The following is a 25,383-nucleotide window of genomic DNA, read 5'->3' on the forward strand; positions in this document are numbered from 1 at the left end:
GCTCTAAGAAGTGTATCAATTGGAGGATTTATGATGTTTAAAAAGCTATTTCGACAAGATGAAAATATATTAAATAGTGAACTTGCAGAAGATTTACCTATCCCGCGCCATGTAGCTATTATCATGGATGGGAATGGAAGGTGGGCGAAGAAACGTTTTTTGCCGCGCATTGCTGGGCATAAAGAAGGTATGGATGTCGTAAAGCGAGTGACACGTTATGCTAATGCAATTGGCATCGATGTTTTAACGCTTTATGCATTTTCAACTGAAAATTGGAAGAGACCTACAGATGAAGTGGATTTTTTAATGAAACTTCCTGTAGAATTTTTTGACTCTTTTGTACCAGAGTTGATTGAAGAAAATGTTCGTGTTAATGTGATGGGGTACAGAGAAAATTTACCTAATCATACGATGCGTGCCGTAGAGAAAGCCATAGCTGATACAGCGCATTGCACAGGGCTTACGCTTAACTTTGCACTTAACTACGGTGGACGTTCAGAAATTATTACTGCTGCCAAAGAAGCGATGAAAGAATTAGAGCTTGAAGGGAAAAGTGCAGATGATCTGACAGAAGAAAAATTAAATGATCATTTGATGAGTAGCGGTTTGGGTGATCCTGACTTGTTGATTCGGACGAGTGGGGAGCTTAGATTAAGTAATTTTATGCTTTGGCAACTGGCGTATAGTGAGTTTTATTTTACGGATACACATTGGCCTGATTTTTCAAAAGAAGATTTTTTACAGGCAATTATTGAATATCAAAACCGGTCACGTCGTTTTGGAGGGCTCTAGGGAGGAAAAAAGATTGAAAACGAGAATTATTACTGCAGTTGTTGCGCTTATATTTTTTATTCCATTCGTTGTCTACGGAGGAATTCCATTTGAACTATTAAGTATTTTACTAGCAACGATTGCTTTATATGAAGTACTTGTAATGACAAAACAACGAATTTTTTCGATGAATGGAATAATTACTTTACTATTAATGTGGTTAGTTGTCGTGCCAGATAGATATTTGGACTTTTTAGATACACTGCATATTACTGAAATGGAAGTTATTTTTATTTTAATGGCTTTATTACTCGCTAATACTGTATTTTCACGAAATAAATTCCATTTTGATCAAGTTGGTATTTGTATGGTTGCCGCTTTTTATACAGGATTTGGTTTCCATTACTTGGCATTAACTCGTGAAGCTGGGTTAATGTATGTACTTTTTGCTTTATTTATTGTTTGGTCAACTGATACAGGGGCTTATTTTATTGGAAAAGCGATTGGAAAACACAAATTAGCTCCGAATGTTAGCCCAAACAAAACGGTGGAAGGGTTTATCGGCGGGATTGTATGTGCACTTGTCATTGCTGGGGGCTTTTATTATTTTGCTGAGCTACCAGGAAATATTGCACTCGTACTAGCGCTTTTAGTCTTTCTTTCTATTTTTGGACAGTTGGGAGACTTGGTCGAATCTGCTTTGAAACGCTTTTATGGTGTAAAAGATTCTGGGAAAATCTTACCAGGGCATGGTGGTATTTTAGACCGCTTTGATAGCTTGTTGTTCGTTTTACCTCTGCTACATATACTTCAAATTATTTAATTGGAGATGGGATAATGAAAAAAATTATTTTGCTAGGTGCAACTGGTTCTATTGGAACACAAACGCTTGCAATCATTCGCGAAAACCCTGAAAAATTTCAAATTGTTGCGCTTAGTTTTGGGCGTAATATGGAACGTGGTAGGGCGATTATAAAAGAATTTAAACCCAAAATGGTCGCTGTTTGGCATACGAGAGATCGTGTGATATTAGAAGCAGAATTCCCAAACGTGAAATTTTTTAATGGTTTAGAAGGGCTTAGAGAAGTAGCGACCTATTTAGATGGAGATGTGCTTTTAAATGCAGTTATGGGGAGCGTTGGCTTACTTCCGACATTAGATGCAATCGAAGCTGGGAAGGCCATTGCAATTGCTAATAAAGAAACGCTTGTTACGGCTGGACATTTAGTCATGCGTGCGGCGAAAGAAAAAAACATTTCACTATTACCTGTTGATAGCGAACATTCTGCTATTTTACAAGCATTAAACGGAGAAAATACGGAAAGAATCGAAAAACTAGTTTTGACAGCGAGCGGTGGAAGTTTCCGAGATAAGACGAGGGAACAACTCAGCGAGGTTACGGTGAAAGAAGCGTTAAAACATCCGAACTGGAATATGGGGAATAAATTAACAATTGATTCAGCGACGATGTTTAACAAGGGTTTAGAAGTGATGGAGGCGCACTGGCTGTTTGGTGTGGACTACGATGATATAGAAGTCGTTATCCAGCGCGAAAGTATTATCCATTCTATGGTGCAGTTTGTGGATGGAAGTTTCATCGCACAACTTGGAACGCCAGATATGCGGATGCCAATTCAATATGCTTTAACCTATCCCGACAGACTTTATATACCGTATGAAAAAGAATTCCGGATTACTGATTTTTCCGCACTTCATTTTGAAAAAGTGGATTATGAAAGATTTCCGGCATTGAAACTCGCGTATAATGCTGGTAAAATAGGTGGAACAATGCCGACAGTTTTGAATGCGGCAAATGAAATTGCTGTGGCTGGCTTTTTAAATGGACAGGTGGCTTTTTATAATATTGAAGCACTTGTTGAGAATGCAATGAATCGTCATACTAGCATTTCTGACCCTGACTTGGATACCATTTTACAAGTCGATCAAGAAACACGCGCGTATGTAAAGACACTTTTATAGAGGTGAAGCTATTTTGACAACTATTATTGCTTTTATTTTCGTATTCGGACTGATTGTATTTTTCCATGAACTAGGACATTTTCTTTTTGCAAAACGTGCTGGAATTATGGTAAAAGACTTTTCAATTGGTTTTGGACCGAAAATTTTTGCTTATCGTAAAAAAGAAACGCAATATACGATTCGCTTATTGCCGATTGGTGGTTACGTTCGGATGGCTGGGGAAGATGGCGAGGAAATCGAGCTAAAACCTGGTTACCGAGTAGGGCTAGAATTAACTCCGGAAGAAACGGTTAGCAAAATCATTGTTAATGGTAAAGATCAATATGTAAACGCGCAGCCAATAGAAGTTTCTCTCTGTGATTTAGAGAAAGAACTTTTCATTGAAGGCTACGAAGATTACGATGACACCAAGAAAGTTCGCTATCAGGTAGAGCGTGATGCCTTAGTCATTGATGGTAAAATCGAAACGATGATTACGCCATATGACCGTTCTTTTAATGCTAAATCATTAGGAAACCGGGCAATGACCATTTTTGCTGGACCGCTTTTTAACTTTATTTTAGCTATTTTAATTTTCACAGCACTTGCTTTTGTACAAGGGGGCGTTCCAAGCACCGATAATACGCTTGGGAATGTTCTACCGGACGGGGCTGCTGCTGAAGCTGGTCTAAAAAAAGGGGATGAGGTTCTTTCCATCAATGGAAAAGAAACGAAATCTTGGACCGATATTGTTCAAAGTGTTTCGGAAAACCCCGGAAAAACACTTGACTTCAAAATTGAGCGAGAGGGCAAGACACAAGATATCGATGTCAAACCCGCAACACAAAAAGAAAATGGCAAAGACGTAGGAAAAATCGGTGTAGAGACACCAATGGACTCCTCTTTTACTGCTAAAATTACGAATGGATTTACGCAAACATGGAATTGGATTGTACAAATATTTTCGATTCTAGGAAACATGTTTACTGGCGGATTTTCGCTCGATATGCTAAATGGCCCAGTAGGGATTTACACAAGTACGCAACAAGTCGTTCAATATGGCTTTATGACTGTACTAAACTGGACGGCTGTTTTAAGTATTAACTTAGGAATTGTTAACTTACTACCGTTACCAGCACTAGATGGCGGACGTTTAATGTTCTTCTTATACGAACTCGTTCGCGGCAAACCAATTGACCCTAAAAAAGAAGGCATTATCCATTTTGCTGGATTTGCACTTTTAATGGTTCTGATGATTCTTGTGACATGGAACGATATTCAACGTGCATTTTTCTAAAAAAGAGATAGACTAATAAAGGGAAAAAGGGGTGTTTTAAATGCGTCAAACGATGACATTTATACCAACATTAAAAGAAGTACCAGCGGATGCAGAAGTAAAGAGTCACCAATTACTTCTTCGTGCTGGTTTTATAAGACAAACGGCTAGTGGGATTTATAGTTATTTACCACTTGCAACATTGATGTTACGAAAAATCGAAACAATTATTCGTGAAGAGCTAGAAGCAATTGGCGCTGCAGAACTGTTAATGCCTGCGCTTCAGCCTGCGGAACTTTGGCAGGAATCTGGTCGTTGGAACGATTACGGCCCAGAATTAATGCGCCTAAAAGACCGCGCTTCTCGCGACTTTGCGCTTGGGCCAACCCATGAAGAAGTTATAACTGCACTTTTACGCGATGAAGTTAAATCTTACAAACGTTTGCCGCTTACTTTATACCAAATTCAAACTAAGTTCCGGGATGAAAAACGTCCACGCTTCGGTCTATTACGTGGTCGCGAATTCATAATGAAAGATGCCTATTCTTTCCACGCAACCAGTGAAAGTTTGGATGAAGTGTATAACTTAATGCACCAAGCTTATTCGAATATCTTCACTAGATGTGGTCTTGAGTTCCGTTCTGTTATTGCGGATTCTGGTTCTATCGGTGGGAATGAATCAAAAGAATTTATGGCATTATCTGATATTGGCGAGGATACAATTGCTTATAGCGATGCTTCCGATTATGCTGCCAACACAGAAATGGCTCCAGTTTTATATATGGAGAAAAAATCGCATGAACTAGAAAAAGATATGGAGAAAGTTGCGACTCCTGATCAAAAATCGATTGCTGATATCGTTGAGTTTTTAGAAGTACCAATTGAAAAAACAATGAAATCGATGCTTTATCAAGTCGATGATGAAGTCATAATGGTTCTCGTTCGCGGTGACCATGAAGTAAATGATATTAAAATCAAAAACGCATTAGATGCAACCAATGTAGAATTAGTGGATCCAGCTGTTGCTGTTGAACTATTAGGAGCTAATTTTGGTTCCCTAGGACCAATCAATGTTCCTGAAAACACGCGCGTCTTTGCAGATAATGCTGTGAAAGATATCGTTAATGCGGTAGTTGGTGCAAACGAAGATGGTTTCCATTATATTAACGTGAATCCAGATCGCGATTTCTCCGTTACTAGCTATTTTGATTTACGGATGATTCAAGTTGGTGATTTATCTCCAGATGGTCAAGGCGTAATCAAGTTTGCTGAAGGCATCGAAGTTGGGCATATTTTCAAACTTGGAACGAAGTATAGTGAAGCAATGAATGCAACTATTTTAGATGAAAATGGTCGAGCACAGCCAATTATTATGGGTTGTTACGGAATTGGCGTATCACGTATTTTATCTGCCATTGCTGAACAATCAAATGATGAAAATGGTTTTGTTTGGGATAAACAAATTAGCCCATTTGATTTACATTTAATTCCCGTTAATATGAAGAGCGAAGAGCAAGTTGCTTTTGCCGAAACACTTTATAGCTCTTTACAAGATGCTGGGTTCAGTGTGTTAATCGATGATCGTGCAGAGCGTGCTGGAGTTAAATTTGCTGATGCAGATTTAATTGGCTTACCGATTCGTATTACAGTAGGTAAAAAAGCAGCAGAAGGCGTAGTTGAAGTGAAAATCAGAAAAACTGGCGAAATGATTGAAGTTCGTCAAGATGAGTTACTAAACACGCTGCCTATACTCTTTGGAGATAAATAATTTATTGAGCAATTCGTGCCAGATGAAACTTCACTCGTTCCTATAAAAACGGGTTATGAGGGACATCTGGCTTTTATAAATTTAAATGAAGGGGTGTTATTCGGAATGACTGCAAAAGAGGAAGAAAAACAAGAACGATTTCAGCTGTTAATGACACAAATCGGTTTACAAGATGTAACAACTTACGAAGAATTTACAAAAGATGCTAAAATCGAAAAACTCGTTGCCGACAAGAAAAATAAAACATGGCAATTTCATTTACACGTTCCACAAATTTTTCCAGCAGCACTTTTCCATATGATGGATGTTGGAATGAAGCGTGCGTTCAGCCAAATTGCGGAAACAGAAATGCAAATTGTTCCAGAAAATCAAACAATTGACGAAACACTCATTCAGGATTATTGGAACTTAATCGTAGAGCCAATTGGGAAGCAGTCACCGATGATTGGAAAGCTTTTAATGGAGCAAAAACCTACATTTAAAGAACCTCATTTTATTGAAGTAGCGGTTCATAATGACATGGAAGAAGCGACTATTCAGCAACGATTCCAGACGAAAATTATTGAAAGTTACGGGAAAGCTGGATTTCCACGCCTTGCCATGAAAATGCACTTGCTTGACCAGTCTGAAACAGAGGAATATAAAGCTTTTGCACTGGCCAAACAAGAAGAAGATCAGAAAAAAGCCGCTGAAGCTGTGCAAGTTATGCAAAAACGACAAGCAGAAGGGCAAAGCGGTGGCGGTGGAGCTGCTCCACTAACTGGTCCGTTCCAAATTGGTTATAAAATTAAAGACGATGAAGAAGTTAAACGTCTTGGGGACATTTATGATGAGGAGCGACGTATTACCGTTCAAGGCTTAATCTTCGCGACAGAAATTAGAGAGCTTCGCAGTGGTCGTAGTTTGTTACAATTCAAAATTACTGATTATACAAGTTCAATGATTATAAAAATGTTTTCTCGTGATAACGAGGATGCGGCGATGTTCCAGAATTTGAAAAAAGGTATGTGGGTTAAAGTTAGAGGAAGCGTTCAAAACGATACATTCGTGCGGGACTTAATCATGATGGCGCAAGATGTCAATGAAATCGCTGGAGTGAAGCGTCTTGATACTGCTGAAGAAAAACGCGCAGAACTACATCTTCATTCTCCAATGAGTCAAATGGATGCCACTTCATCTGTTGATTCACTGTTCAAACAAGCTGCTGATTGGGGACATAAAGCGATTGCTATTACTGATCACTCTGTTGCCCAATCTTTCCCAGAAGCGTATGGAGCAGGGCAAAAGTATGGCTTAAAGGTTATTTTTGGCATCGAAGCAAATCTTATAGATGATGGTGTGCCAATCGCTTATAACGATCAACATATTGCTTTGGAAGATGCAACATATTGCGTATTTGACGTTGAAACAACAGGTTTATCCGCCGTTTATGATACGATTATCGAACTTGCTGGCGTAAAAATGAAAAATGGTGAAATTATTGATAAATTTGAAGCTTTTATTGATCCTGGACACCCGCTTTCTGCAACCACTATTAATTTAACTGGTATTACAGATGACATGGTAAAAGGTTCTGATCCAATTGATGTTGTTTTAAAAAGATTTAAAGAATGGAGCGGTGATGATATTCTTGTGGCCCATAATGCTTCTTTTGACATGGGTTTTATTAACACTGCTTATGAAAAAGTTGGACTAGAAAAAGCAGAAAATGCGGTTGTCGATACATTAGAATTAGCACGTTTTCTTTACCCACATTTTAAAAATCACCGCTTGAATACTTTGACAAAGAAATTCAATATTATTCTTGAACAACATCACCGGGCTGTTTTTGATGCGGAAGCTACAGCGTATTTGGCTTGGAAGTTAATTAAAGATGCGAAAGAAATGCACAACATCGATTTTCACGATTCTTTAAATGACTATATGGGAGAAGGCGACGCATACAAGCGCGCGCGACCATTCCACGCCACAATTTACGCACAAACGGCTGTTGGTTTGAAGAATCTCTTTAAATTAATTACGATGTCCAATATTAATTACTTTTACCGGGTACCACGTATTCCTCGCTCGCAGCTAAAAAAATTACGCGAAGGCTTAATTATTGGAACTGCTTGTAGCCAAGGAGAATTATTTGAAGCAATGATGCAAAAAGGGATGCAAGCTGCAGAAAAAGTAGCGGAGTTCTATGATTTCATTGAAGTTCAACCGAAGCCAGTTTATGCACCGCTTATTGAACGTGAACTAGTTCGTGACGAAAAAGCTTTAGAAGAAATATTGAAAAATATCGTCCGCGTCGGTGAGAAAACTGGAAAACCTGTCGTTGCAACAGGTAATGTACATTACAAAGATCCAGTGGATAAAATTTATCGTAAAATTTTAATCCATTCGCAAGGAGGAGCAAATCCGCTTAATCGGGCTGAATTACCTGATGTTCATTTCCGTACAACGGATGAAATGTTGAAAGAATTTGCCTTCCTTGGTGAAGAAAAAGCAAAAGAAATTGTTGTAACTAATGCGAATTTAGTCGTTGATTGGATGGAAGACCTTAAACCAATCAAAGACGAATTATATACACCAAAAATTGATGGTGCAGAAGACGAAGTTCGAAATATGAGTTATGCGATGGCACATCAACTTTATGGTGAGAAACTGCCAGAAATCGTGGAAGCTAGACTAGAAAAAGAGCTGAAAAGTATTATCGGCCATGGTTTCGCAGTTATTTATCTCATTTCACATAAGCTTGTTAAGAAATCACTTGTAGATGGCTATCTGGTTGGTTCGCGGGGATCGGTCGGTTCTTCTTTCGTTGCTACAATGACGGAAATTACCGAAGTAAACCCACTTCCACCACATTATCTTTGCCCGAATTGTAAGGATTCTGAGTTCTTTGATGATGGTTCGGTTGGTTCTGGTTTTGACTTACCGGATAAAGATTGCCCGCACTGCGGAACCCCTTATCAAAAAGAAGGCCAAGATATTCCTTTCGAAACTTTCTTAGGATTTAAAGGGGATAAAGTACCCGATATTGACTTGAACTTCTCAGGGGATTATCAACCGGTAGCCCATGCTTATACAAAAGAAATTTTTGGTGAGGATTACGTTTTCCGTGCGGGGACGATTGGTACCGTTGCAGAGAAAACCGCTTTTGGTTATGTTCGAAATTATGAACGCGATATGAATATGACTATTCGCGGGGCAGAAATTGATCGACTCGTCGCTGGGTGTACAGGCGTTAAACGAACTACCGGGCAACATCCAGGTGGTATTATCGTTATCCCAGATTATATGGATGTTTACGATTTTACACCGGTGCAGTTCCCAGCTGATGCGACGGACTCAGAATGGAAAACGACCCATTTTGACTTCCATTCGATTCATGATAACGTATTAAAATTAGATATACTTGGACACGATGATCCGACTGCTATCCGGATGTTACAGGATTTAAGCGGTATCGATCCAAAAACGATTCCAACCGATGATCCAGATGTCATGAAACTATTTGGGTCTACAGAGTCACTTGGTGTTAAGCCTGCAGATATTGATTCAAAAACAGGAACATTAGGAATCCCTGAATTTGGGACGCGTTTTGTAAGACAAATGCTAGAACAAACTAAACCAACAACATTTTCTGAGCTAGTACAAATCTCTGGTCTTTCCCACGGGACGGACGTTTGGCTTGGAAATGCGGAAGAATTAATCAAAAACAAAACATGCGAACTGCCAGATGTAATTGGTTGTCGTGATGATATTATGGTTTTCCTAATTTATCAAGGGCTAGAAAGTTCATTAGCCTTTAAGATCATGGAGTCTGTGCGTAAAGGGAAAGGCTTAACGGAAGAAATGGAAGAAGCAATGATGGCGAATAAAGTGCCACTTTGGTACATTGAATCTTGTAAAAAAATCAAATACATGTTCCCCAAAGCCCATGCTGCCGCTTACGTTTTAATGGCAGTCCGGATTGCTTATTTCAAAGTACATTATCCACTATATTTTTATGCAACTTATTTCACCGTTCGTGCCGATGATTTCGATTTAACATCGATGGTAAACGGAAAAGAAGCCGTGAAAGCAACCATGAAAGAAGTAAATGATAAAGGGATGGAAGCTTCAACGAAAGAGAAAAACTTATTAACCGTTTTAGAAATTGCGAATGAAATGCTAGCTCGAGGATTCCATTTCCAAAAAGTTGATTTGTATAAATCGTCTGCTGATGAGTTCATTATTGACGGAGACTCACTTATTCCGCCATTCAATGCGATTCCAAGTCTTGGAACCAATGTAGCAAAACAAATAGTTGCCGCTCGTGAAAATGGAGAGTTTTTGTCGAAAGAAGACTTACAACAGCGCGGAAAAGTATCCAAAACAATCATTCAGTACATGGATGATCAAGGATGCTTGGAAGGATTGCCTGATCAAAATCAGTTGTCACTATTCTAAAAATGGGCAAAACTTGCTTGTAGTCACAATTTGTGATAAACTTATTTAAGAAATACTACGATAACTCAGCCAAGCGTGGGCCAATGCCCACGCTTTCGTTTTGCAAATCTGTCAAAGAGTCACCTGTGGCAGAAGTAGGGGACGAATTAGCTGGAAAAGCGTATCTCTTAAGGAGGCTGAAATGAGTAAAGTACTAGAACAAGTAGAAGCAATTGTTACACCAATCACGGATGAACTTCAACTAGAACTCGTAGATATTGCCTTTGAAAAAGAAGGTCCAAATTGGTTTTTACGAATTTTTATTGACAAAGATGGTGGCGTAGATATCGATGAATGCGCAGCCGTGAGCGAAAAAGTTAGTGAAAAAATGGACGAAAATGACCCCATTACACAAAACTACTTTTTAGAAGTATCTTCTCCTGGGGCTGAACGTCCACTGAAGAAAGAGCAAGATTTTGAAAATGCGGTAAGTAAATATGTTCACGTTACTTCATATGAACCAATTGATGGCCGTAAAATGTGGGAAGGAACGCTTGTTAGTTATGACGGGACAACACTCGTTATTACTATCACGGACAAAACACGCAAAATCACTTGTGAAATTCCTAAAGACAAAGTAGCCAAAGCAAGACTCGCAATTCAATTTTAAAAAGCAAAGAATAAGGAGCTGAATAAAAAATGAGCACAGAATTATTAGATGCTCTTCATGTGTTAGAACATGATAAAGGTATTTCAAGAGAGGTTTTAGTAGAAGCAATTGAAGCTGCTCTTACATCCGCGTATAAAAGAAACTTCAAAGATGCACAAAACGTACGTGTAGATTTAAATATGGAAAATGGTTCTATCCGTGTTTTAGCTAGAAAAGAAGCAGTAGAACAAGTATTTGATTCTCGCCTTGAAATCTCTATGGAAGAAGCACACAAACTGAATCCAGTATACAAACCAGGTGACGTCGTGGAGCTTGAAGTAACACCAAAAGATTTTGGCCGTATCGCAGCTCAAACAGCGAAACAAGTTGTAACCCAACGTGTTCGTGAAGCGGAACGTGGCATCATTTACGATGAATTTATCGATCGCGAAGATGATATTATGACTGGTATTGTTGAACGTCAAGATTCTCGTTTTATCTATGTAAACCTTGGTAAAATCGAAGCAATTTTGTCCCAAAACGAGCAAATGCCAAACGAAACTTATCATGCACATGACCGCATCAAAGTATATTTAACAAAAGTAGAAAAGACGACAAAAGGGCCGCAAATTTTTGTATCCCGTACACACCCTGGTTTACTGAAACGTCTTTTTGAAATGGAAGTACCTGAAATCTATGACGGCGTTGTAGAAATCAAGTCTGTTGCACGCGAAGCAGGAGATCGTTCTAAAATCTCTGTTTACACTGCAAATGAAGAAGTAGATCCAGTTGGCGCATGTGTAGGACCAAAAGGCGCACGTGTCCAAACGATCGTCAATGAACTTAAAGGCGAAAAAATCGATATCGTTGAATGGTCAGAAGATCCTTTCACATTCGTAGCCAATGCACTTAGCCCTTCCAAAGTGTTAGATGTTATTGTGAACGAAGCAGACCAAGCAACAACGGTAATCGTACCAGACTATCAGTTATCACTAGCAATTGGTAAACGTGGTCAAAATGCCCGTTTAGCAGCAAAACTAACTGGTTGGAAAATTGATATTAAAAGTGAAACAGTTGCAACTGAACTAGGCATCTATCCTCGTAATGACGTAGAAGCGCCAGAAGTGGAAGATGCAGAGAGCGAAACTTATACAGAAGATGAAGAGTAAAAAGGAGAATTATCATGCGTAATAAAAAAATCCCCCTTCGAAAATGTATTATTACCGGTGAACGCTTGCCAAAAGGCGAACTTCTTCGTATTGCGTATTCGAAAGACGGAGCGCTTACGATAGATCCTACAGGCAAAGCACCTGGACGCGGTTTCTACATTATTAAAAGTGTAGAAGTATGCGAAAAAGCGAAAAAGAAAAACGCCATTTTTCATCAACTAAAAATGCCGGAACAAGAGTCCTTTTATGATGAGTTAATTACTTATGTGAAGTCTCTCGAGGAACCAACGAATGGATAAAAAAGCACTTTCCTTATTAGGCCTCGCTAACCGAGCACGTAAAATTACCACTGGTGAAGAATTAGTACTAAAAGCAGTTAGAAATGGGAAAGCAAAAATGGTTCTCATTTCAGAAGATATATCCGAAAAAACCGAGAAAACAATCCGCAACAAGTGTGAATACTACAATGTTGTCGTGAAAAAAGCCGGTACCCGGGAAATGATAGGGGGTGCAATCGGCAAAGACACACGTGCAATAGTTGCCATACTTGATAAAGGATTTGCTGTTAAATTAGCAGAATTACTCGGTTGAATCTTATACGGAGGTGTACGACATGAGTAAAGTTCGTGTATATGAATACGCAAAAGAACATCAAGTATCAAGCAAAAAAGTCATTGAAGCATTAAAAGACTTAGGTATTGAAGTGGCAAATCACATGTCCACGATTAATGAAAATGCATTAAGACAATTAGATAATGCCATTGATGGCACAAATAAAAAAGCCGAAGCACCAAAGAAAGAAACTACTAGCAACGAAAATGGAAATAGTAAGGGGCCAAACAAACCAAATATGACAAATAGTAATGAAAAATCGAATAAACCAAATAACCCAGCAGGGCAAGCTAATAAACCAGCAACTGCAAACAAAAGCCAAGGTGCAAAACCAGCGACAAACAAACCAGCAAATACAAGTAAACAAACACAATCAAGTGGTAACCAACAACAAGCTGGCGGACAAAAACGCAACAACAATAACAACAGCAATCGTCCAGGCGGCGGCAATCCAAACCGTCCAGGCGGTAACAATCGCCCGAATCGTGGCGGCAATTTTAATAATAAAGGTCGTAACACGAAGAAGAAAGGGAAGCTAAACCACAGTACAGTACCGCCAACTCCGCCAAAACCAAAAGAACTTCCTGAAAAAATTGTGTTCAGCGAATCTCTAACAGTAGCGGAATTAGCGAAAAAATTATACAGAGAACCATCTGAACTAATCAAAAAACTATTTATGCTTGGTGTTGTTGCAACGATTAACCAATCATTAGATAAAGATGCAATCGAACTAATTTGTGATGACTACGGTGTGCAAGTAGAAGAAGAAATTAAAGTCGATGTAACAGATTTAGATGTGTACTTTGAAAATGAACTAAATGAAGCGGTTGACGAGTCTAAACTTGTTGAACGCCCACCAGTTGTTACTATTATGGGACACGTTGACCATGGTAAAACAACATTACTAGATTCCCTTCGTAATACAAAAGTTACTTTAGGAGAAGCTGGTGGTATCACCCAACATATCGGTGCTTACCAACTTGAAATCCATGACAAAAAAATCACTTTCCTTGATACACCGGGACATGCTGCCTTTACTGCAATGCGTGCTCGTGGTGCACAAATCACGGATATTACGATTTTAGTTGTAGCAGCAGATGATGGTGTTATGCCACAAACAATTGAAGCAATCAACCACGCAAAAGCTGCGGGAATGCCAATTATTGTTGCTGTCAACAAAATTGATAAACCACAAGCAAACCCTGACCGCGTAATGCAAGAACTAACAGAATATGAATTAGTTCCTGAAGCATGGGGTGGCGATACAATTTTCGCGCCAATCTCAGCTAAATTCGGTGAAGGTCTTGAAAACTTGTTAGATATGATTTTACTTGTTTCTGAAGTAGAAGAATTAAAAGCAAATCCAGATCGTCGTGCTATCGGTTCTGTTATCGAAGCAGAACTTGATAAAGGCCGCGGTCCAGTTGCGACTCTACTAGTACAAGATGGAACGCTTAATATTGGAGACCCAATTGTTGTTGGTAACACGTTTGGTCGTGTTCGTGCAATGGTCAATGATTTAGGCCGTCGCGTGAAAAAAGTTGGTCCAAGTACACCAGTTGAAATCACTGGATTAAATGATGTGCCGCAAGCTGGCGATCGCTTTGTTGTTTTTGAAGATGAAAAAACAGCAAGAAATATCGGTGAAACTCGTGCAAGCCGTGCGTTAGTAGCACAACGTTCCGCAACCAACCGCGTAAGTTTAGACAACTTATTTGAACATATGAAAGCTGGCGAAATGAAAGAAGTTAACGTTATTATTAAAGCAGACGTTCAAGGTTCTGTAGAGGCTCTTGCTGCATCTCTTCGCAAAATTGATGTAGAGGGTGTTAACGTTAAAATTATTCATACTGCTGTTGGTGCTATCAATGAATCAGATATCACACTTGCTGCAGCTTCTAATGCAATTGTTATTGGATTTAATGTTCGTCCAACCGCTCAAGCTCGTGAAGCAGCAGAAAACGAAAGTGTAGACATTCGTTTACACCGTGTTATCTATAAAGCCATTGATGAAATTGAAGCAGCGATGAAAGGGATGCTTGATCCAGAATTCCAAGAAAAAATTATTGGTCAAGCGCAAGTTCGTCAAACAATCAATGTTTCCAAAGTGGGTACAATTGCCGGCTGTTACGTAACAGATGGTAAAATTACTCGTGATAGTGGCGTTCGTATTATCCGTGACGGAATTGTTGTCTTTGAAGGCGAAATTGCTACACTTAAACGCTTTAAAGATGATGCGAAAGAAGTTGCAAAAGGATACGAATGTGGTATCACAGTACAAAACTTCAACGATATCAAAGAAGATGATGTCATTGAAGCGTACGTTATGGAAGAAATTGAAAGAAAATGATTCAATCAGTCGTTAGTGAATTTTTCATGCAGGAACCGCAAAACCTCAAAGAAAAACGAGCTATCCTGAAACGAATAGTAACGAGAGCAAAACAAAAATTCAATATCTCCATTGCTGAAACGGATTATCAGGATTTATGGCAGCGAGCGGAAATTAGCTTTGCTATCGTATCTTCCTCGCACATCCAAGCAGAAAAAGAAGCCAGAGAAGTACTTGCTTTTCTTGATTCTTTTCCTGAGTGGGAACGCGCCGAGACAGTTATGGAGAAGTTATAAAAAGAGGTGAATACACTTGAACGTTCGAGCAAATCGTGTCAGTGAGCAAATGAAAAAAGAATTGGGCGATATTTTAAATCGTAAAATTAAAGACCCGCGCTTAGGTTTTGTTACTGTAACAGGAGTTGATGTTACTGGTGATTTACAAGAAGCTAAGGTGTTCATTTCCATTCTTGGTACAGATAAGGAAAAAGAAAATACGTTACTCGCACTTGCGAAAGCGCATGGCTTTATCCGCTCTGAAATCGGTCGCCGTATTCGACTTCGTAAAGTTCCAGAAATGTCTTTTGAAATAGATAATTCCATCGCTTACGGAAATCGAATCGATGAATTGCTTCGCGACTTAAATAACGATCAATAATAAATAAAAGTTTAAGGCAGTCCCTTTATCTTCTCATTCAAACGGGATATAAGTGGGAATTGTCTTAAACTTTTTTTCTTAAAAGGAGGAGCTTGATGAACGGCATTATCCCACTGTGGAAAGAACGCGGGATGACAAGTCATGATTGCGTTTTTAAATTAAGAAAGATTTTACATACGAAAAAAGTTGGACACACTGGCACGCTGGATCCAGAAGTAGAGGGTGTACTTCCAATTTGTATCGGCCGTGCGACGAAACTAGCAGAATACGTAACAGATGAAGGAAAAGTCTACGTAGCAGAAATAACTTTAGGCAAATCGACTACAACGGAAGATGCGACTGGTGAAACGGTTATGACCAAGGAATTAGCAGACATTTCCGCTGATGAACTTCAAGCCGCGCTCACTAAATTGACTGGAAAAATTACTCAAATTCCCCCTATGTTTTCTGCTGTAAAAGTCAATGGCAAGAAATTGTATGAATATGCAAGAGCTGGTATAGAGGTGGAACGCCCATCCAGGCAAGTGGATATTTATTCGTTAACTCGCTTAGATGGCGAGGCTACGCTAAATGAAGCGAATCCGACTTTTCAGTTAGAAATATCTTGTGGAAAAGGTACTTATATTCGCACACTTGCAGTTATGATTGGTGAATTATTAGGATATCCAGCGCACATGTCCAAACTAGAACGGACTCGTAGCGGCTTTTTCAAAAAAGAAGATTGCTTAACACTGGCAGAAATTGACGAAATGATGCAAGCGAGTGATAGCAGCTTTTTATATCCACTTGAAAAAGGCATTGAATCCATGGCCAAATTAGTGATTGATGAAGAAATCCATGCGAAAGTTTTAAATGGCGGCCTTTTACCAAAATCATTATTTATAGAGGTAGAGAATGAGCCTCGTGCCGCACTTATCTTCAATGATAAATTAACAGCAATTTACAAACCTCATCCAGAGAAAAATGAACTTTGGAAACCAGAAAAAGTCATCGAGTTACATCAAGCATAGTTATTGCGACTATAGCTTTCTTATATTATGATATGAGAGGAATTCGAATTTAGAGGAGAAGTGGCAAAAATGAAGACGATTTACTTACATCATCCGATTACAACGGACGAGTGGACTGACATAAACAAAGTAATGGCACTTGGCTTTTTCGATGGCGTGCATTTAGGTCATCAAGCTGTCATTAAAAAAGCGAAACAAATTGCTGAAAAAAAAGGCCTTCAAACAGCAGTATTAACTTTTGATCCGCACCCATCCGTTGTTTTAAGTAATATCCGCAAACAAGTGAAATACCTCACACCACTTGAAGATAAAGCGGAAAAAATGGCTGAACTTGGCGTAGATATTATGTATGTAGTTCGCTTTACAACACAGTTTTCCGAGCTATCTCCGCAAGCCTTTGTGGATAATTATTTAGTCGCTTTGCATGTACAGCATGTGGTAGCTGGTTTCGACTATTCTTACGGTAAAAAAGGCGAAGGGAAAATGACTGATTTGGCTAAATATGCTGATGGTCGTTTTGAAGTTACGATTGTTGATAAACAAACTGCTGCAAGTGATAAAATTAGCTCAACAAATATCAGACGTGCGATTATAGAAGGCGAGTTAGAAGAAGCAAATCAACTACTAGGCTATCCATATACAACAAAAGGAACCGTCATTCACGGAGATAAACGAGGTAGAACAATTGGTTTTCCAACAGCGAATATCCGTGTAAATGAAGATTACTTGATTCCGAAACTTGGTGTCTATGCAGTAAAATTTCGCGTGAACGGGGAAACTCATTTGGGGATGGCTAGCATTGGCTACAATATCACGTTTAAAGACGATCAAGCGCTGTCCATTGAAGTATATATTCTAGATTTTCACCGCGAAATTTACGGCGAAGAAGCAGAAATTGAATGGTATCAATTTTTCCGACCAGAACTTAAATTTAATGGGGTAGAAGGTTTAATTGCTCAGTTAGAAAAAGACGAACAAGATACAAGAGCATTTTTTGCTAATTTAGAGGATTAAACGACTATTTCTGCTTGCTTTTAGAGCCTAAATAGTGTATCTTTAAATCTGTACGAACAGAACCATTACTTGGCTTTTGCGACTCACCGACGCTTGGCTCAGTAATTGGGGATATTTTAGAAGGAGGTGGAAAGAAATGGCTTTAACTCAAGAACGCAAAAATGAAATTATTGCAGAGTACCGTGTCCATGATACAGATACTGGTTCACCAGAAGTACAAATCGCTGTATTAACTGCTGAAATCAATAGCTTAAATGAACACGTTCGCGTACACAAAAAAGATCATCACTCTTACCGTGGATTAATGAAAATGGTAGGTCACCGTCGTAACCTATTAACTTACCTACGTAAAAAAGATGTTCAACGTTACCGCGAACTTATCAAACGTTTAGGTTTACGTCGATAAAAACCAGACGAAAGCGGGATACCAAAAGTTCCCGCTTTTTTTTGAGTATTAACTATACTAAATTTTGGAAAACACGCCGAAGAAATGAAACTTTATCGCATGAATCCAAAAACGTGCTTCAAAAATCGCTATTTTTAGCAGGTTTTTGGATTCATGTGTGCTTTAGAAAATCTAAAGTGTGCGTGAACATTCTTATGCATGGTAAAGTTTCTGGTTCGTGTTTTTCCTAATCAAAGGAGATTAAAATATGTCTGAAAAACAAGTATTTTCAACAGAATGGGCAGGTAAGACATTATCTGTCGAAGTAGGTCAATTAGCAAAACAAGCAAGTGGAGCAGCCTTAATTCGTTACGGCGATACGGTCGTTTTAACAGCAGCAGTAGGTTCTAAAAAACCACGTCCAGGCGACTTTTTCCCACTAACAGTTAACTATGAAGAAAAAATGTACTCCGTTGGTAAAGTTCCCGGTGGATTTTTAAAACGTGAAGGACGTCCTAGTGACCGTGCGACATTAACAGCGCGTCTAATTGACCGTCCAATCCGTCCATTATTTGCAGAAGGTTTCCGTAATGAAGTTCAAATTACATCTACTGTTTTCAGTGTGGATCAAGATTGTTCTCCAGAAATGGCAGCAATGCTTGGCTCTTCTGTTGCATTAGTTATTTCCGATATTCCATTTGAAGGACCGATCGCTGGTGTGGATGTGGGTCGTATCGATGGAAAATACGTTATCAACCCAACTATCGAACAAGCAGAAAAAAGTGATATTAGCTTAACCGTTGCAGGAACTTATGATGCAATCAACATGGTAGAAGCTGGAGCGAAAGAAGTTTCAGAAGAAGCAATGCTTGAAGCAATCATGTTCGGTCACGAAGAAATTAAACGTCTTTGTGAATTCCAACAACAAATTATCGCTGCAGTTGGTAAAGAAAAACGCGAAATTGAACTTTTCGTAAGCGATCCTGAACTTGAAGCAGAAGTAAAAGGAGCAAGTGAAGGCAAAATGAAAGCAGCTATCAAAACAGAAGAGAAAAAAGCACGTGAAGCAGCAATTGAAGATGTAAAAGAAGAAATTTTAGAAAGCTATAAAGCAAAAGAACTAGAAAACGAAGCAGAAATTCTTAGCGAAGTAGCTCATATTCTTGAAATGATCGAAAAAGACGAAATGCGTCGTTTAATTTCTCAAGATAAAATCCGTCCAGATGGTCGTAAAGTAAACGAAATTCGTCCACTTTCTTCTGAAGTTGGTATGCTTCCTCGTGTCCATGGTTCAGGTTTATTCACTCGTGGTCAAACACAAGCTCTAAGTGTATGTACACTGGCACCGCTTCGTGAACACCAAATCATTGATGGTTTAGGGACAGAAGAGTACAAACGCTTTATGCATCATTATAACTTCCCGCAATTTAGTGTTGGGGAAACAGGTCCTCGTCGTGCTCCAGGTCGTCGTGAAATCGGTCACGGTGCATTAGGTGAACGTGCGTTACAATATGTTATTCCTTCCGAAGAGGAATTCCCGTACACAATCCGTTTAGTATCTGAAGTTCTTGAATCTAATGGCTCTAGTTCGCAAGCAAGTATTTGTGGTTCTACACTTGCAATGCTTGATGCTGGTGTTCCAATTAAAGCGCCAGTTGCAGGTATCGCAATGGGTCTTGTCAAACTTGGCGATGATTACACCATTCTTTCTGATATCCAAGGTATGGAAGATCACTTTGGCGATATGGACTTTAAAGTTGCTGGAACAAAAGATGGTATCACAGCACTTCAAATGGACATCAAGATTGATGGCTTAAGCCGCCAAATTTTGGACGAAGCATTAACGCAAGCAAAAGAAGGGCGCCTACACATTCTAGAACACTTGACTAGCACAATTAGCGAACCACGTGAAGAACTTTCTGCTTATGCTCCAAAAATCATTACACTTAACATCAAACCTGAGAAAATCAAAGATGTTATTGGACCTGGCGGAAAACAAATCAATGCAATTATTGATGAAACTGGCGTAAAAATTGATATCGAACAAGATGGTACAGTGTACATTGCTTCTCAAGATCAAGCAATGAACCGTAAAGCAATTGCTATCATCGAAGACATCGTTCGTGAAGTGGAAGTGGGAGAAGTTTATACTGGAAAAGTTCGTCGTATCGAAAAATTTGGCGCATTTGTTGAATTATTCAAAGGTACAGATGGCTTAGTTCACATTTCTGAATTAGCACATGAACGTGTTGGTAAAGTAGAAGATATCCTAAAACTAGGTGATGAAGTTACTGTTAAAGTTATCGAAGTAGACCAACAAGGTCGCGTTAACTTATCACGTAAAGCTTTGCTTGAGAAAAAAGAACAACCAGAAGGCGATAAAAAACCACAAGCAGAGAAAAAATTCTATCCTAAAACGAAAAAACCAGAATCTAAATAATACAAAAAGCAAGTAGCCTGAGCTACTTGCTTTTTTTACTATTTTTTTGGACGTGTTTTTAAATGTGTCCGAAGTGATTTTTGAATAACTTTCCAGCGGTCACGTTCTTGTCTTGCGAGAGCAGGGCTATTTTTTCGAGCGTGATAAGCCATTTCTCGCTGCAATTTCAACCAATTTTCGTAGTGTTGCATAGTTAAAGTGCCATCTTCTAATGCTGCTTTTACAGCGCAACCTGGTTCTTGTGTATGAGAGCAATCGTGAAAACGACATCCTTCAGCCAATTCCTCTACATCCGAGAAAGTGGTTTCTAATCCAGCTTGGTTAAAACCAACACCGAATTCACGCATTCCAGGTGTATCAATCACAATCCACCCATTCGTAAGCAAATGCATTTCCCTATGTGTCGTCGTATGTTTTCCTTTACTATCATCTTCGCGGATACCAGCAGTTTTCATTAAATCAGTACCTGCAAGCGAATTAATAAAAGAAGATTTTCCGACACCGGAAGAGCCAAGCAAAACAAGCATACTATTCGGCTTTAAATCGCGTTCTAAAGCTTCAAAACCATGATGTGATAAATTATCCACATAGTATGCTGGAACGCCATAAGCAACTGTCTCGAGCTGCTGAGCAAAGGCTGTTAAATCCTCCACTAAATCTGCTTTTGTTAAAATGATAATCGGTGTTGCACCACTATCCCAAGCAACCGTCAAATAACGCTCTAATCGATTCAAATTAAAGTCATGATTCAAACTCATCACAATGAGAGCATAATCAAAATTCGCTGCAATCAATTGTTCCTCTGAGTCTTTATTCATCCGAGAAAAGACCGTTTTACGCTCTAGTACAGAGAGTATTTGCGCATCGCTACTGACCTCTACAAAATCACCAACAGCGGGAAGGGAAGTAGAGGATAGTTCATAAAAATTTCCACGTTTCAATGATGCTAAAAATTCTTCATTCTCCGTAATAACGCGATAATAATCTCTAAATACCGCCGTAACTCTACCATAAGAGGAGGTAGCAGCTATCTTTTGTTCTTTAAAAAAATTTGTAAAACCGTATTGTTCTAATGTCAATGTTTTCGCTCCTTTGTAGGTGGGAGCATTCTATAGGTAAAATACCCCCGTATTAATTATGAGGTTTTCCATTTTTACAATTGCCATAATTCATCATCCTTTCTTTCTTAAATAATAACACAAAAAAGGAAACAAGCTCTAGACTTATTTCCTTTTTTTGTATTAATTTTTATGCGTTAAAATTTTAGCAATCGTTTCATAGCTCATATCACTTTTGAGATTATAACTACCATCACGAATGTACTTTTCATAATTATTATCTCGTAAATATTTATCAAAATCTGAAGCACTTTTAATAATACCATTTGCTTGAAGTTCGTCACCAGCTTTAGAAGAAGGATCTCCTTTAGAAATCTTTAAAGTATAACTTTTTACTTTTTTTGCTTCTTCTGCTTTCTTTTTAGCATCTTCTTCAGCCTTTTTCTTTGCTTCAGCTTCCGTTGCTTTGTCCACTTCTTGCTGAGCTAATAATTTTTCGTATTTATTTTTCCATGTGCTTGAATTTTCATCAGAACCAGCTTTTGTTGATGCGGCTTTTGTTTCATCTGCTTTGGTCTGTGTGGAGAAAAACTGGTTATACACCAGTAAGACAACAGCAGATATTAAGAAACCTAGCGCCAACATCCGTAAGTTTTTCTTCACAGATAGGCTCCTCCTTTAAAATTTAAATCAATGTTTTAAATATTCTTCAATGATTTTTTCCACTTCTTCTTTAGGTAAAGATGACTGTTCAGCAATTTCTGAAGTTACGATTCCAGAAGTATAAAGTGTAATCACTTGTTTTTTCATTAATTCACGAACTTTCGGGCTATCAGGAACTTGCTCAGCTTCAATGCTTGGGCTATCCATTTTCATTGCTTTTTCTAGTTCAGAGATACGTTGTTTTAGTTCAAAGTTTTCTTGCATCCACTGAGCAGCAACATCTTCCAGTTCTTTTTCTAATTGTTTATTGTCACCCTTTTGTAGAAATGAAATAACAAACAGCGCAATAGCAGCAATTAGTAAGATAATTATGACTGTGGTCATGGGTTTTATACACACCTCTCTTCCATAAACTCTACTACTAGTTATAGCATAATTTACCTCAAAACACCATCCGAAATAAGGTTTTGTAAAGAAAATAAAAAGAAAATGCATAGAGTCCTTGCAACAACTGATTAAAAATGATATTATTATACAGGTTTAGTAAATAAATTCGTCAGTCGGAGTTGGAGGGAAAAATAATGCGCGTTAATATTACTTTAGAATGCACTGAATGCGGTGATCGTAATTACATCACTACTAAAAATAAGCGTGAAAATCCGGAACGTATTGAATTAAAAAAATATTGTCCAAGATTACGCCGTGTAACTTTACACCGCGAAACTAAGTAAGCAGCAGGATCTCCATTCTGTTGCTTTTTTTATTAACAAAAAGGGGGAAGCCAAAATGGAAGACAAACGACTGATACGCGAGAAAATCTTACGGAATTTGAATAGCCTTGATAGAGTAGAACATCGCGAACGTTCTATTAGATTAGCGGAAAAACTATTTTTATTACCAGAATGGGAAAATGCAAAGGTTGTTGGTATCACATTAGCAAGACACCCTGAAATCGAAACAGAAGCAATCATCCTACAAGCAAAAAAAGAAGGGAAAACCATTTTAATTCCAAAAACATATTATCCTAGCAAAAAAATGGAGTTTAAAAAGATGGATTCGATACATCCTTTAATAAAATCTAAGTTTGGTATTTTAGAACCAAATGAATTAGCAGAAACAGTTGATAAAAAAGTAATTGACTTACTAATTGTTCCTGGAGTTGCCTTTAATAAAGATCATTATAGAATCGGTTTTGGCGGAGGATTTTACGATAGATTTTTAACGGATTTTCAAGGACATACAGTGTCCTTGTACCTTTATGAACAACAAATAGAGTTTACACCTGAAAAGCATGACGAACCAGTTTCTATTTTAATTGGAGGATAAGGAAAAATAATTCTATAGAAAATAGGGTGGATTGTTTACAACACCCTTTTTTTTGCGTATAGTAGTAAATATAATTTGTAATGAAAGCAGGGAATTTTTTGAGCTTCCAAGAACAATATGTCTTCTGGCGCCTAACTAATTATTTCTTGGGTGTTGAAAAATACCGTTTAATCCATCTTCACGAGGAGAAACAAGAACTTTGGTTGGAAAATACAAGCCAGAAAAAAAGACCAGTCATCCGTATACAGATGAAAGAATTAAGTTGGGCTAATGTGGTGGAACGCGATGTGACACACACTTTACACGTTACCGAAAATCTTCGTAAGCAAATGGGGCGCTTGAAATTGCCTCTTGTGAATATTTATATAACACCATTTGAACCAATGGGTGATATTTCGCCTTTTTTTGGGCAGTCAATTGCTTCTCCAAATGAAAAAGTGAAATTAGAAAATATTTTACTCGCGAACGAACAAATGAGAGATCATCTAGACACACTCGTTAAAACTTTAGAATTACCAGAAGAAGCATTTGTTCTTCCAAATGAAATAACGAAAGAGCTAGTAGCAAAAGAACGAGAGCAAGTAATCTCGTATATTACTACTAAAGTAAATGAAGAACAAAAAGTTGCTAGGAATTCAAAACCAATAGTTACGTATACGTTCATTGGTCTTTTGGTTGTAGCGTTTTTGTGGCTTTCTTTCCAAGGTGGAACTACCAATTCATTTAACTTAATTAAATGGGGCGGGAAATTCAACCCACTTATATATGCTGGGGAATGGTGGCGCTTTATTTCACCGATTTTTCTTCATAGTGGATTAATGCATTTAGCTTCCAATGCAGTTATGCTTTATATTGTAGGTGCTTGGGCAGAGCGTATTTATGGTAAATGGCGATATGTTCTAATTCTTCTCTTAGGAGGAATATGCGGAAACATAGCCAGTTTTGCATTAAATATGAATTTATCTGTTGGTGCAAGTACTGCAGTATTTGCAGTAATGGGCGCGTTACTTTATTTGGTTGTTTTAAAACCAAATCTTTATGCAAAAACAATTGGCGTCAGTATCGCGTCACTTGTCGCAATTAATTTGTTAATTGATGTATTTTCTAGCCAGATTGATATTGCTGGACATATTGGTGGTCTTGTAGGTGGTTTCTTGCTTGCCGGAGCATTATCGTTACCAAAACAATTTTTCCATTGGCGACGACTTGCATATGGCATTTCACTTTTTGGTGTAGCTGTTTTATTTTTGTATTTTGGCTACCAAAAAGGAGAACAACCATATGATCCGATGCAGGCTAATGTAGCAGTACAACAATACCTTCAAGAACAAAATAAAAAAGAAGCAACCAAGATTACCGATAATTTAATTTCTAGCGGAAGTGCTGACGGCTATTCATATACGTATGCTGCATCTATCGCTTTACAAGATAAGCAAATAGACAAAGCAGAAACAATGGCTAAAGAAGCAATTAATATCGACAAAGACATCCCAGAAGCTCATTATTATTTATCTGTTTGCTATAGAGTAAAAGGCGATATGCCAAATGCAATTAAAGAAGCGAACAGCGCTAGAGAGTTATCAAGCAATCCATTTTTTGATTCTTATTACGATGAGTTAGAAAAAATCAAAGAATAAGAGGTTTTTAATGTGAAAACAGTTTATGATGTTGCCCAATTACTAAGAAAGCATGGCATTATTGTTTATTTAGGAAAACGACAATATGACATCGAAATGATGGAATATGAGATAACAGAACTTTTTAAACATAATATTTTAGATAGAGAAACTTTTGCTAGAGCTAGAAGTATATTGAAACAAGAATTAATTAAAGAACAACGAAAAAATAGTAGTTTAAATTAAATTGATTATAAGGAGA

General features: G+C 38.2%; 24 protein-coding genes. 21 read left to right on the forward strand and 3 right to left on the reverse strand.

Annotation, left to right across the window (positions count from 1 at the left end; genetic code table 11):
- Positions 1–33: 33 nt before the first annotated feature.
- The 17 genes from GL301_RS06680 (at position 34) to pnp (ending at position 20,458) form a co-directional block, all read left to right on the forward strand.
- A complete protein-coding gene (locus GL301_RS06680; protein WP_003727497.1) occupies positions 34–792 on the forward strand; it encodes an undecaprenyl pyrophosphate synthase in 759 nt (252 codons plus the stop codon).
- 13 nt (positions 793–805) lie between these two features.
- A complete protein-coding gene (locus GL301_RS06685; protein WP_003727496.1) occupies positions 806–1,594 on the forward strand; it encodes a phosphatidate cytidylyltransferase in 789 nt (262 codons plus the stop codon).
- Between the two features lie 14 nt (positions 1,595–1,608).
- The gene (locus GL301_RS06690) at positions 1,609–2,751 is read left to right on the forward strand and encodes a 1-deoxy-D-xylulose-5-phosphate reductoisomerase (protein WP_003726414.1); all 1,143 of its coding nucleotides are present in this window, start codon (positions 1,609–1,611) and stop codon (positions 2,749–2,751) included.
- Positions 2,752–2,764: 13 nt separating this feature from the next.
- Complete coding sequence (gene rseP / locus GL301_RS06695) at positions 2,765–4,027, forward strand: RIP metalloprotease RseP (protein ID WP_010958886.1); 1,263 nt, start codon at positions 2,765–2,767, stop codon at positions 4,025–4,027.
- A 40-nt stretch (positions 4,028–4,067) separates the two neighbouring features.
- The gene (locus tag GL301_RS06700) at positions 4,068–5,774 is read left to right on the forward strand and encodes a proline--tRNA ligase (protein WP_003726416.1); all 1,707 of its coding nucleotides are present in this window, start codon (positions 4,068–4,070) and stop codon (positions 5,772–5,774) included.
- A 105-nt stretch (positions 5,775–5,879) separates the two neighbouring features.
- Positions 5,880–10,214, forward strand: a complete 4,335-nt coding sequence (locus GL301_RS06705) for a PolC-type DNA polymerase III (protein WP_003726417.1) — start codon at positions 5,880–5,882, stop codon at positions 10,212–10,214.
- Positions 10,215–10,395: 181 nt separating this feature from the next.
- A complete protein-coding gene (gene rimP, locus GL301_RS06710) occupies positions 10,396–10,863 on the forward strand; it encodes a ribosome maturation factor RimP (protein WP_003726418.1) in 468 nt (155 codons plus the stop codon).
- A gap of 29 nt (positions 10,864–10,892) precedes the next feature.
- Positions 10,893–12,011: a transcription termination factor NusA gene (gene nusA, locus GL301_RS06715; protein ID WP_003727495.1), complete on the forward strand. Its 1,119-nt coding sequence runs from the start codon at positions 10,893–10,895 to the stop codon at positions 12,009–12,011.
- 14 nt (positions 12,012–12,025) lie between these two features.
- The gene (gene rnpM / locus GL301_RS06720) at positions 12,026–12,310 is read left to right on the forward strand and encodes an RNase P modulator RnpM (protein ID WP_003726536.1); all 285 of its coding nucleotides are present in this window, start codon (positions 12,026–12,028) and stop codon (positions 12,308–12,310) included.
- Complete coding sequence (locus GL301_RS06725) at positions 12,303–12,602, forward strand: YlxQ family RNA-binding protein (RefSeq protein ID WP_003722455.1); 300 nt, start codon at positions 12,303–12,305, stop codon at positions 12,600–12,602. Before rnpM ends, GL301_RS06725 begins: the two co-directional genes overlap by 8 nt.
- Before the next feature lie 22 nt (positions 12,603–12,624).
- The gene (gene infB, locus GL301_RS06730; protein WP_003727494.1) at positions 12,625–14,973 is read left to right on the forward strand and encodes a translation initiation factor IF-2; all 2,349 of its coding nucleotides are present in this window, start codon (positions 12,625–12,627) and stop codon (positions 14,971–14,973) included.
- Positions 14,970–15,248: a DUF503 domain-containing protein gene (locus GL301_RS06735; protein WP_003726538.1), complete on the forward strand. Its 279-nt coding sequence runs from the start codon at positions 14,970–14,972 to the stop codon at positions 15,246–15,248. The genes infB and GL301_RS06735 overlap by 4 nt, the downstream gene beginning before the upstream one ends.
- Before the next feature lie 16 nt (positions 15,249–15,264).
- On the forward strand, positions 15,265–15,609 hold the full coding sequence (rbfA, locus tag GL301_RS06740) for a 30S ribosome-binding factor RbfA (protein ID WP_003719600.1): 345 nt from the start codon (positions 15,265–15,267) through the stop codon (positions 15,607–15,609).
- 95 nt (positions 15,610–15,704) lie between these two features.
- Positions 15,705–16,619: a tRNA pseudouridine(55) synthase TruB gene (gene truB, locus GL301_RS06745; RefSeq protein ID WP_003726539.1), complete on the forward strand. Its 915-nt coding sequence runs from the start codon at positions 15,705–15,707 to the stop codon at positions 16,617–16,619.
- Between the two features lie 69 nt (positions 16,620–16,688).
- The gene (locus tag GL301_RS06750) at positions 16,689–17,633 is read left to right on the forward strand and encodes a bifunctional riboflavin kinase/FAD synthetase (protein ID WP_003726540.1); all 945 of its coding nucleotides are present in this window, start codon (positions 16,689–16,691) and stop codon (positions 17,631–17,633) included.
- A 136-nt stretch (positions 17,634–17,769) separates the two neighbouring features.
- Entirely contained in the window at positions 17,770–18,039 is a 270-nt protein-coding gene (gene rpsO, locus GL301_RS06755; RefSeq protein WP_003719603.1) for a 30S ribosomal protein S15, read from the forward strand.
- A 247-nt stretch (positions 18,040–18,286) separates the two neighbouring features.
- Positions 18,287–20,458: a polyribonucleotide nucleotidyltransferase gene (pnp, locus tag GL301_RS06760; RefSeq protein ID WP_021496020.1), complete on the forward strand. Its 2,172-nt coding sequence runs from the start codon at positions 18,287–18,289 to the stop codon at positions 20,456–20,458.
- Between the two features lie 38 nt (positions 20,459–20,496).
- Here pnp and rsgA read toward each other — a convergent pair whose 3' ends face one another.
- The 3 genes from rsgA to GL301_RS06775 all read right to left on the reverse strand — a co-directional run bounded on the left by rsgA (position 20,497) and on the right by GL301_RS06775 (position 22,563).
- Entirely contained in the window at positions 20,497–21,537 is a 1,041-nt protein-coding gene (gene rsgA / locus GL301_RS06765) for a ribosome small subunit-dependent GTPase A (protein WP_070298280.1), read from the reverse strand.
- A 162-nt stretch (positions 21,538–21,699) separates the two neighbouring features.
- A complete protein-coding gene (locus GL301_RS06770; RefSeq protein ID WP_009917549.1) occupies positions 21,700–22,179 on the reverse strand; it encodes an endolytic transglycosylase MltG in 480 nt (159 codons plus the stop codon).
- Positions 22,180–22,206: 27 nt separating this feature from the next.
- Positions 22,207–22,563, reverse strand: a complete 357-nt coding sequence (locus GL301_RS06775; protein ID WP_003740295.1) for a hypothetical protein — start codon at positions 22,561–22,563, stop codon at positions 22,207–22,209.
- A 197-nt stretch (positions 22,564–22,760) separates the two neighbouring features.
- Here GL301_RS06775 and rpmG point away from each other — a divergent pair, with 197 nt between their 5' ends.
- From rpmG to GL301_RS06795, 4 genes are all read left to right on the forward strand, one after another.
- A complete protein-coding gene (gene rpmG, locus GL301_RS06780) occupies positions 22,761–22,910 on the forward strand; it encodes a 50S ribosomal protein L33 (protein WP_003719608.1) in 150 nt (49 codons plus the stop codon).
- Positions 22,911–22,965: 55 nt separating this feature from the next.
- Positions 22,966–23,505, forward strand: coding sequence for a 5-formyltetrahydrofolate cyclo-ligase (locus GL301_RS06785; protein WP_003726146.1), 540 nt, complete (start codon positions 22,966–22,968; stop codon positions 23,503–23,505).
- Positions 23,506–23,603: 98 nt separating this feature from the next.
- The gene (locus tag GL301_RS06790; protein WP_012681278.1) at positions 23,604–25,142 is read left to right on the forward strand and encodes a rhomboid family protein; all 1,539 of its coding nucleotides are present in this window, start codon (positions 23,604–23,606) and stop codon (positions 25,140–25,142) included.
- A 12-nt stretch (positions 25,143–25,154) separates the two neighbouring features.
- Positions 25,155–25,367, forward strand: a complete 213-nt coding sequence (locus tag GL301_RS06795; RefSeq protein WP_003726148.1) for a YqgQ family protein — start codon at positions 25,155–25,157, stop codon at positions 25,365–25,367.
- Positions 25,368–25,383 lie beyond the last annotated feature (16 nt).

This window comes from Listeria sp. LM90SB2 (genome assembly GCF_028867355.1).
Lineage (GTDB): Bacteria > Bacillota > Bacilli > Lactobacillales > Listeriaceae > Listeria > Listeria monocytogenes_B.

What these genes read in the sequence shown, in the direction of transcription:
- GL301_RS06680 (WP_003727497.1), top strand. Translation starts at nt 34, where the DNA reads ATGTTTAAAAAGCTATTTCGACAAGATGAAAATATATTAAATAGTGAA.
- GL301_RS06690 (WP_003726414.1), top strand. Translation starts at nt 1,609, where the DNA reads ATGAAAAAAATTATTTTGCTAGGTGCAACTGGTTCTATTGGAACACAA.
- GL301_RS06700 (WP_003726416.1), top strand. Translation starts at nt 4,068, where the DNA reads ATGCGTCAAACGATGACATTTATACCAACATTAAAAGAAGTACCAGCG.
- GL301_RS06705 (WP_003726417.1), top strand. Translation starts at nt 5,880, where the DNA reads ATGACTGCAAAAGAGGAAGAAAAACAAGAACGATTTCAGCTGTTAATG.
- rimP (WP_003726418.1), top strand. Translation starts at nt 10,396, where the DNA reads ATGAGTAAAGTACTAGAACAAGTAGAAGCAATTGTTACACCAATCACG.
- nusA (WP_003727495.1), top strand. Translation starts at nt 10,893, where the DNA reads ATGAGCACAGAATTATTAGATGCTCTTCATGTGTTAGAACATGATAAA.
- rnpM (WP_003726536.1), top strand. Translation starts at nt 12,026, where the DNA reads ATGCGTAATAAAAAAATCCCCCTTCGAAAATGTATTATTACCGGTGAA.
- GL301_RS06725 (WP_003722455.1), top strand. Translation starts at nt 12,303, where the DNA reads ATGGATAAAAAAGCACTTTCCTTATTAGGCCTCGCTAACCGAGCACGT.
- infB (WP_003727494.1), top strand. Translation starts at nt 12,625, where the DNA reads ATGAGTAAAGTTCGTGTATATGAATACGCAAAAGAACATCAAGTATCA.
- GL301_RS06735 (WP_003726538.1), top strand. Translation starts at nt 14,970, where the DNA reads ATGATTCAATCAGTCGTTAGTGAATTTTTCATGCAGGAACCGCAAAAC.
- truB (WP_003726539.1), top strand. Translation starts at nt 15,705, where the DNA reads ATGAACGGCATTATCCCACTGTGGAAAGAACGCGGGATGACAAGTCAT.
- GL301_RS06750 (WP_003726540.1), top strand. Translation starts at nt 16,689, where the DNA reads ATGAAGACGATTTACTTACATCATCCGATTACAACGGACGAGTGGACT.
- rpsO (WP_003719603.1), top strand. Translation starts at nt 17,770, where the DNA reads ATGGCTTTAACTCAAGAACGCAAAAATGAAATTATTGCAGAGTACCGT.
- pnp (WP_021496020.1), top strand. Translation starts at nt 18,287, where the DNA reads ATGTCTGAAAAACAAGTATTTTCAACAGAATGGGCAGGTAAGACATTA.
- GL301_RS06775 (WP_003740295.1), bottom strand. Translation starts at nt 22,563, where the DNA reads ATGACCACAGTCATAATTATCTTACTAATTGCTGCTATTGCGCTGTTT.
- rpmG (WP_003719608.1), top strand. Translation starts at nt 22,761, where the DNA reads ATGCGCGTTAATATTACTTTAGAATGCACTGAATGCGGTGATCGTAAT.
- GL301_RS06785 (WP_003726146.1), top strand. Translation starts at nt 22,966, where the DNA reads ATGGAAGACAAACGACTGATACGCGAGAAAATCTTACGGAATTTGAAT.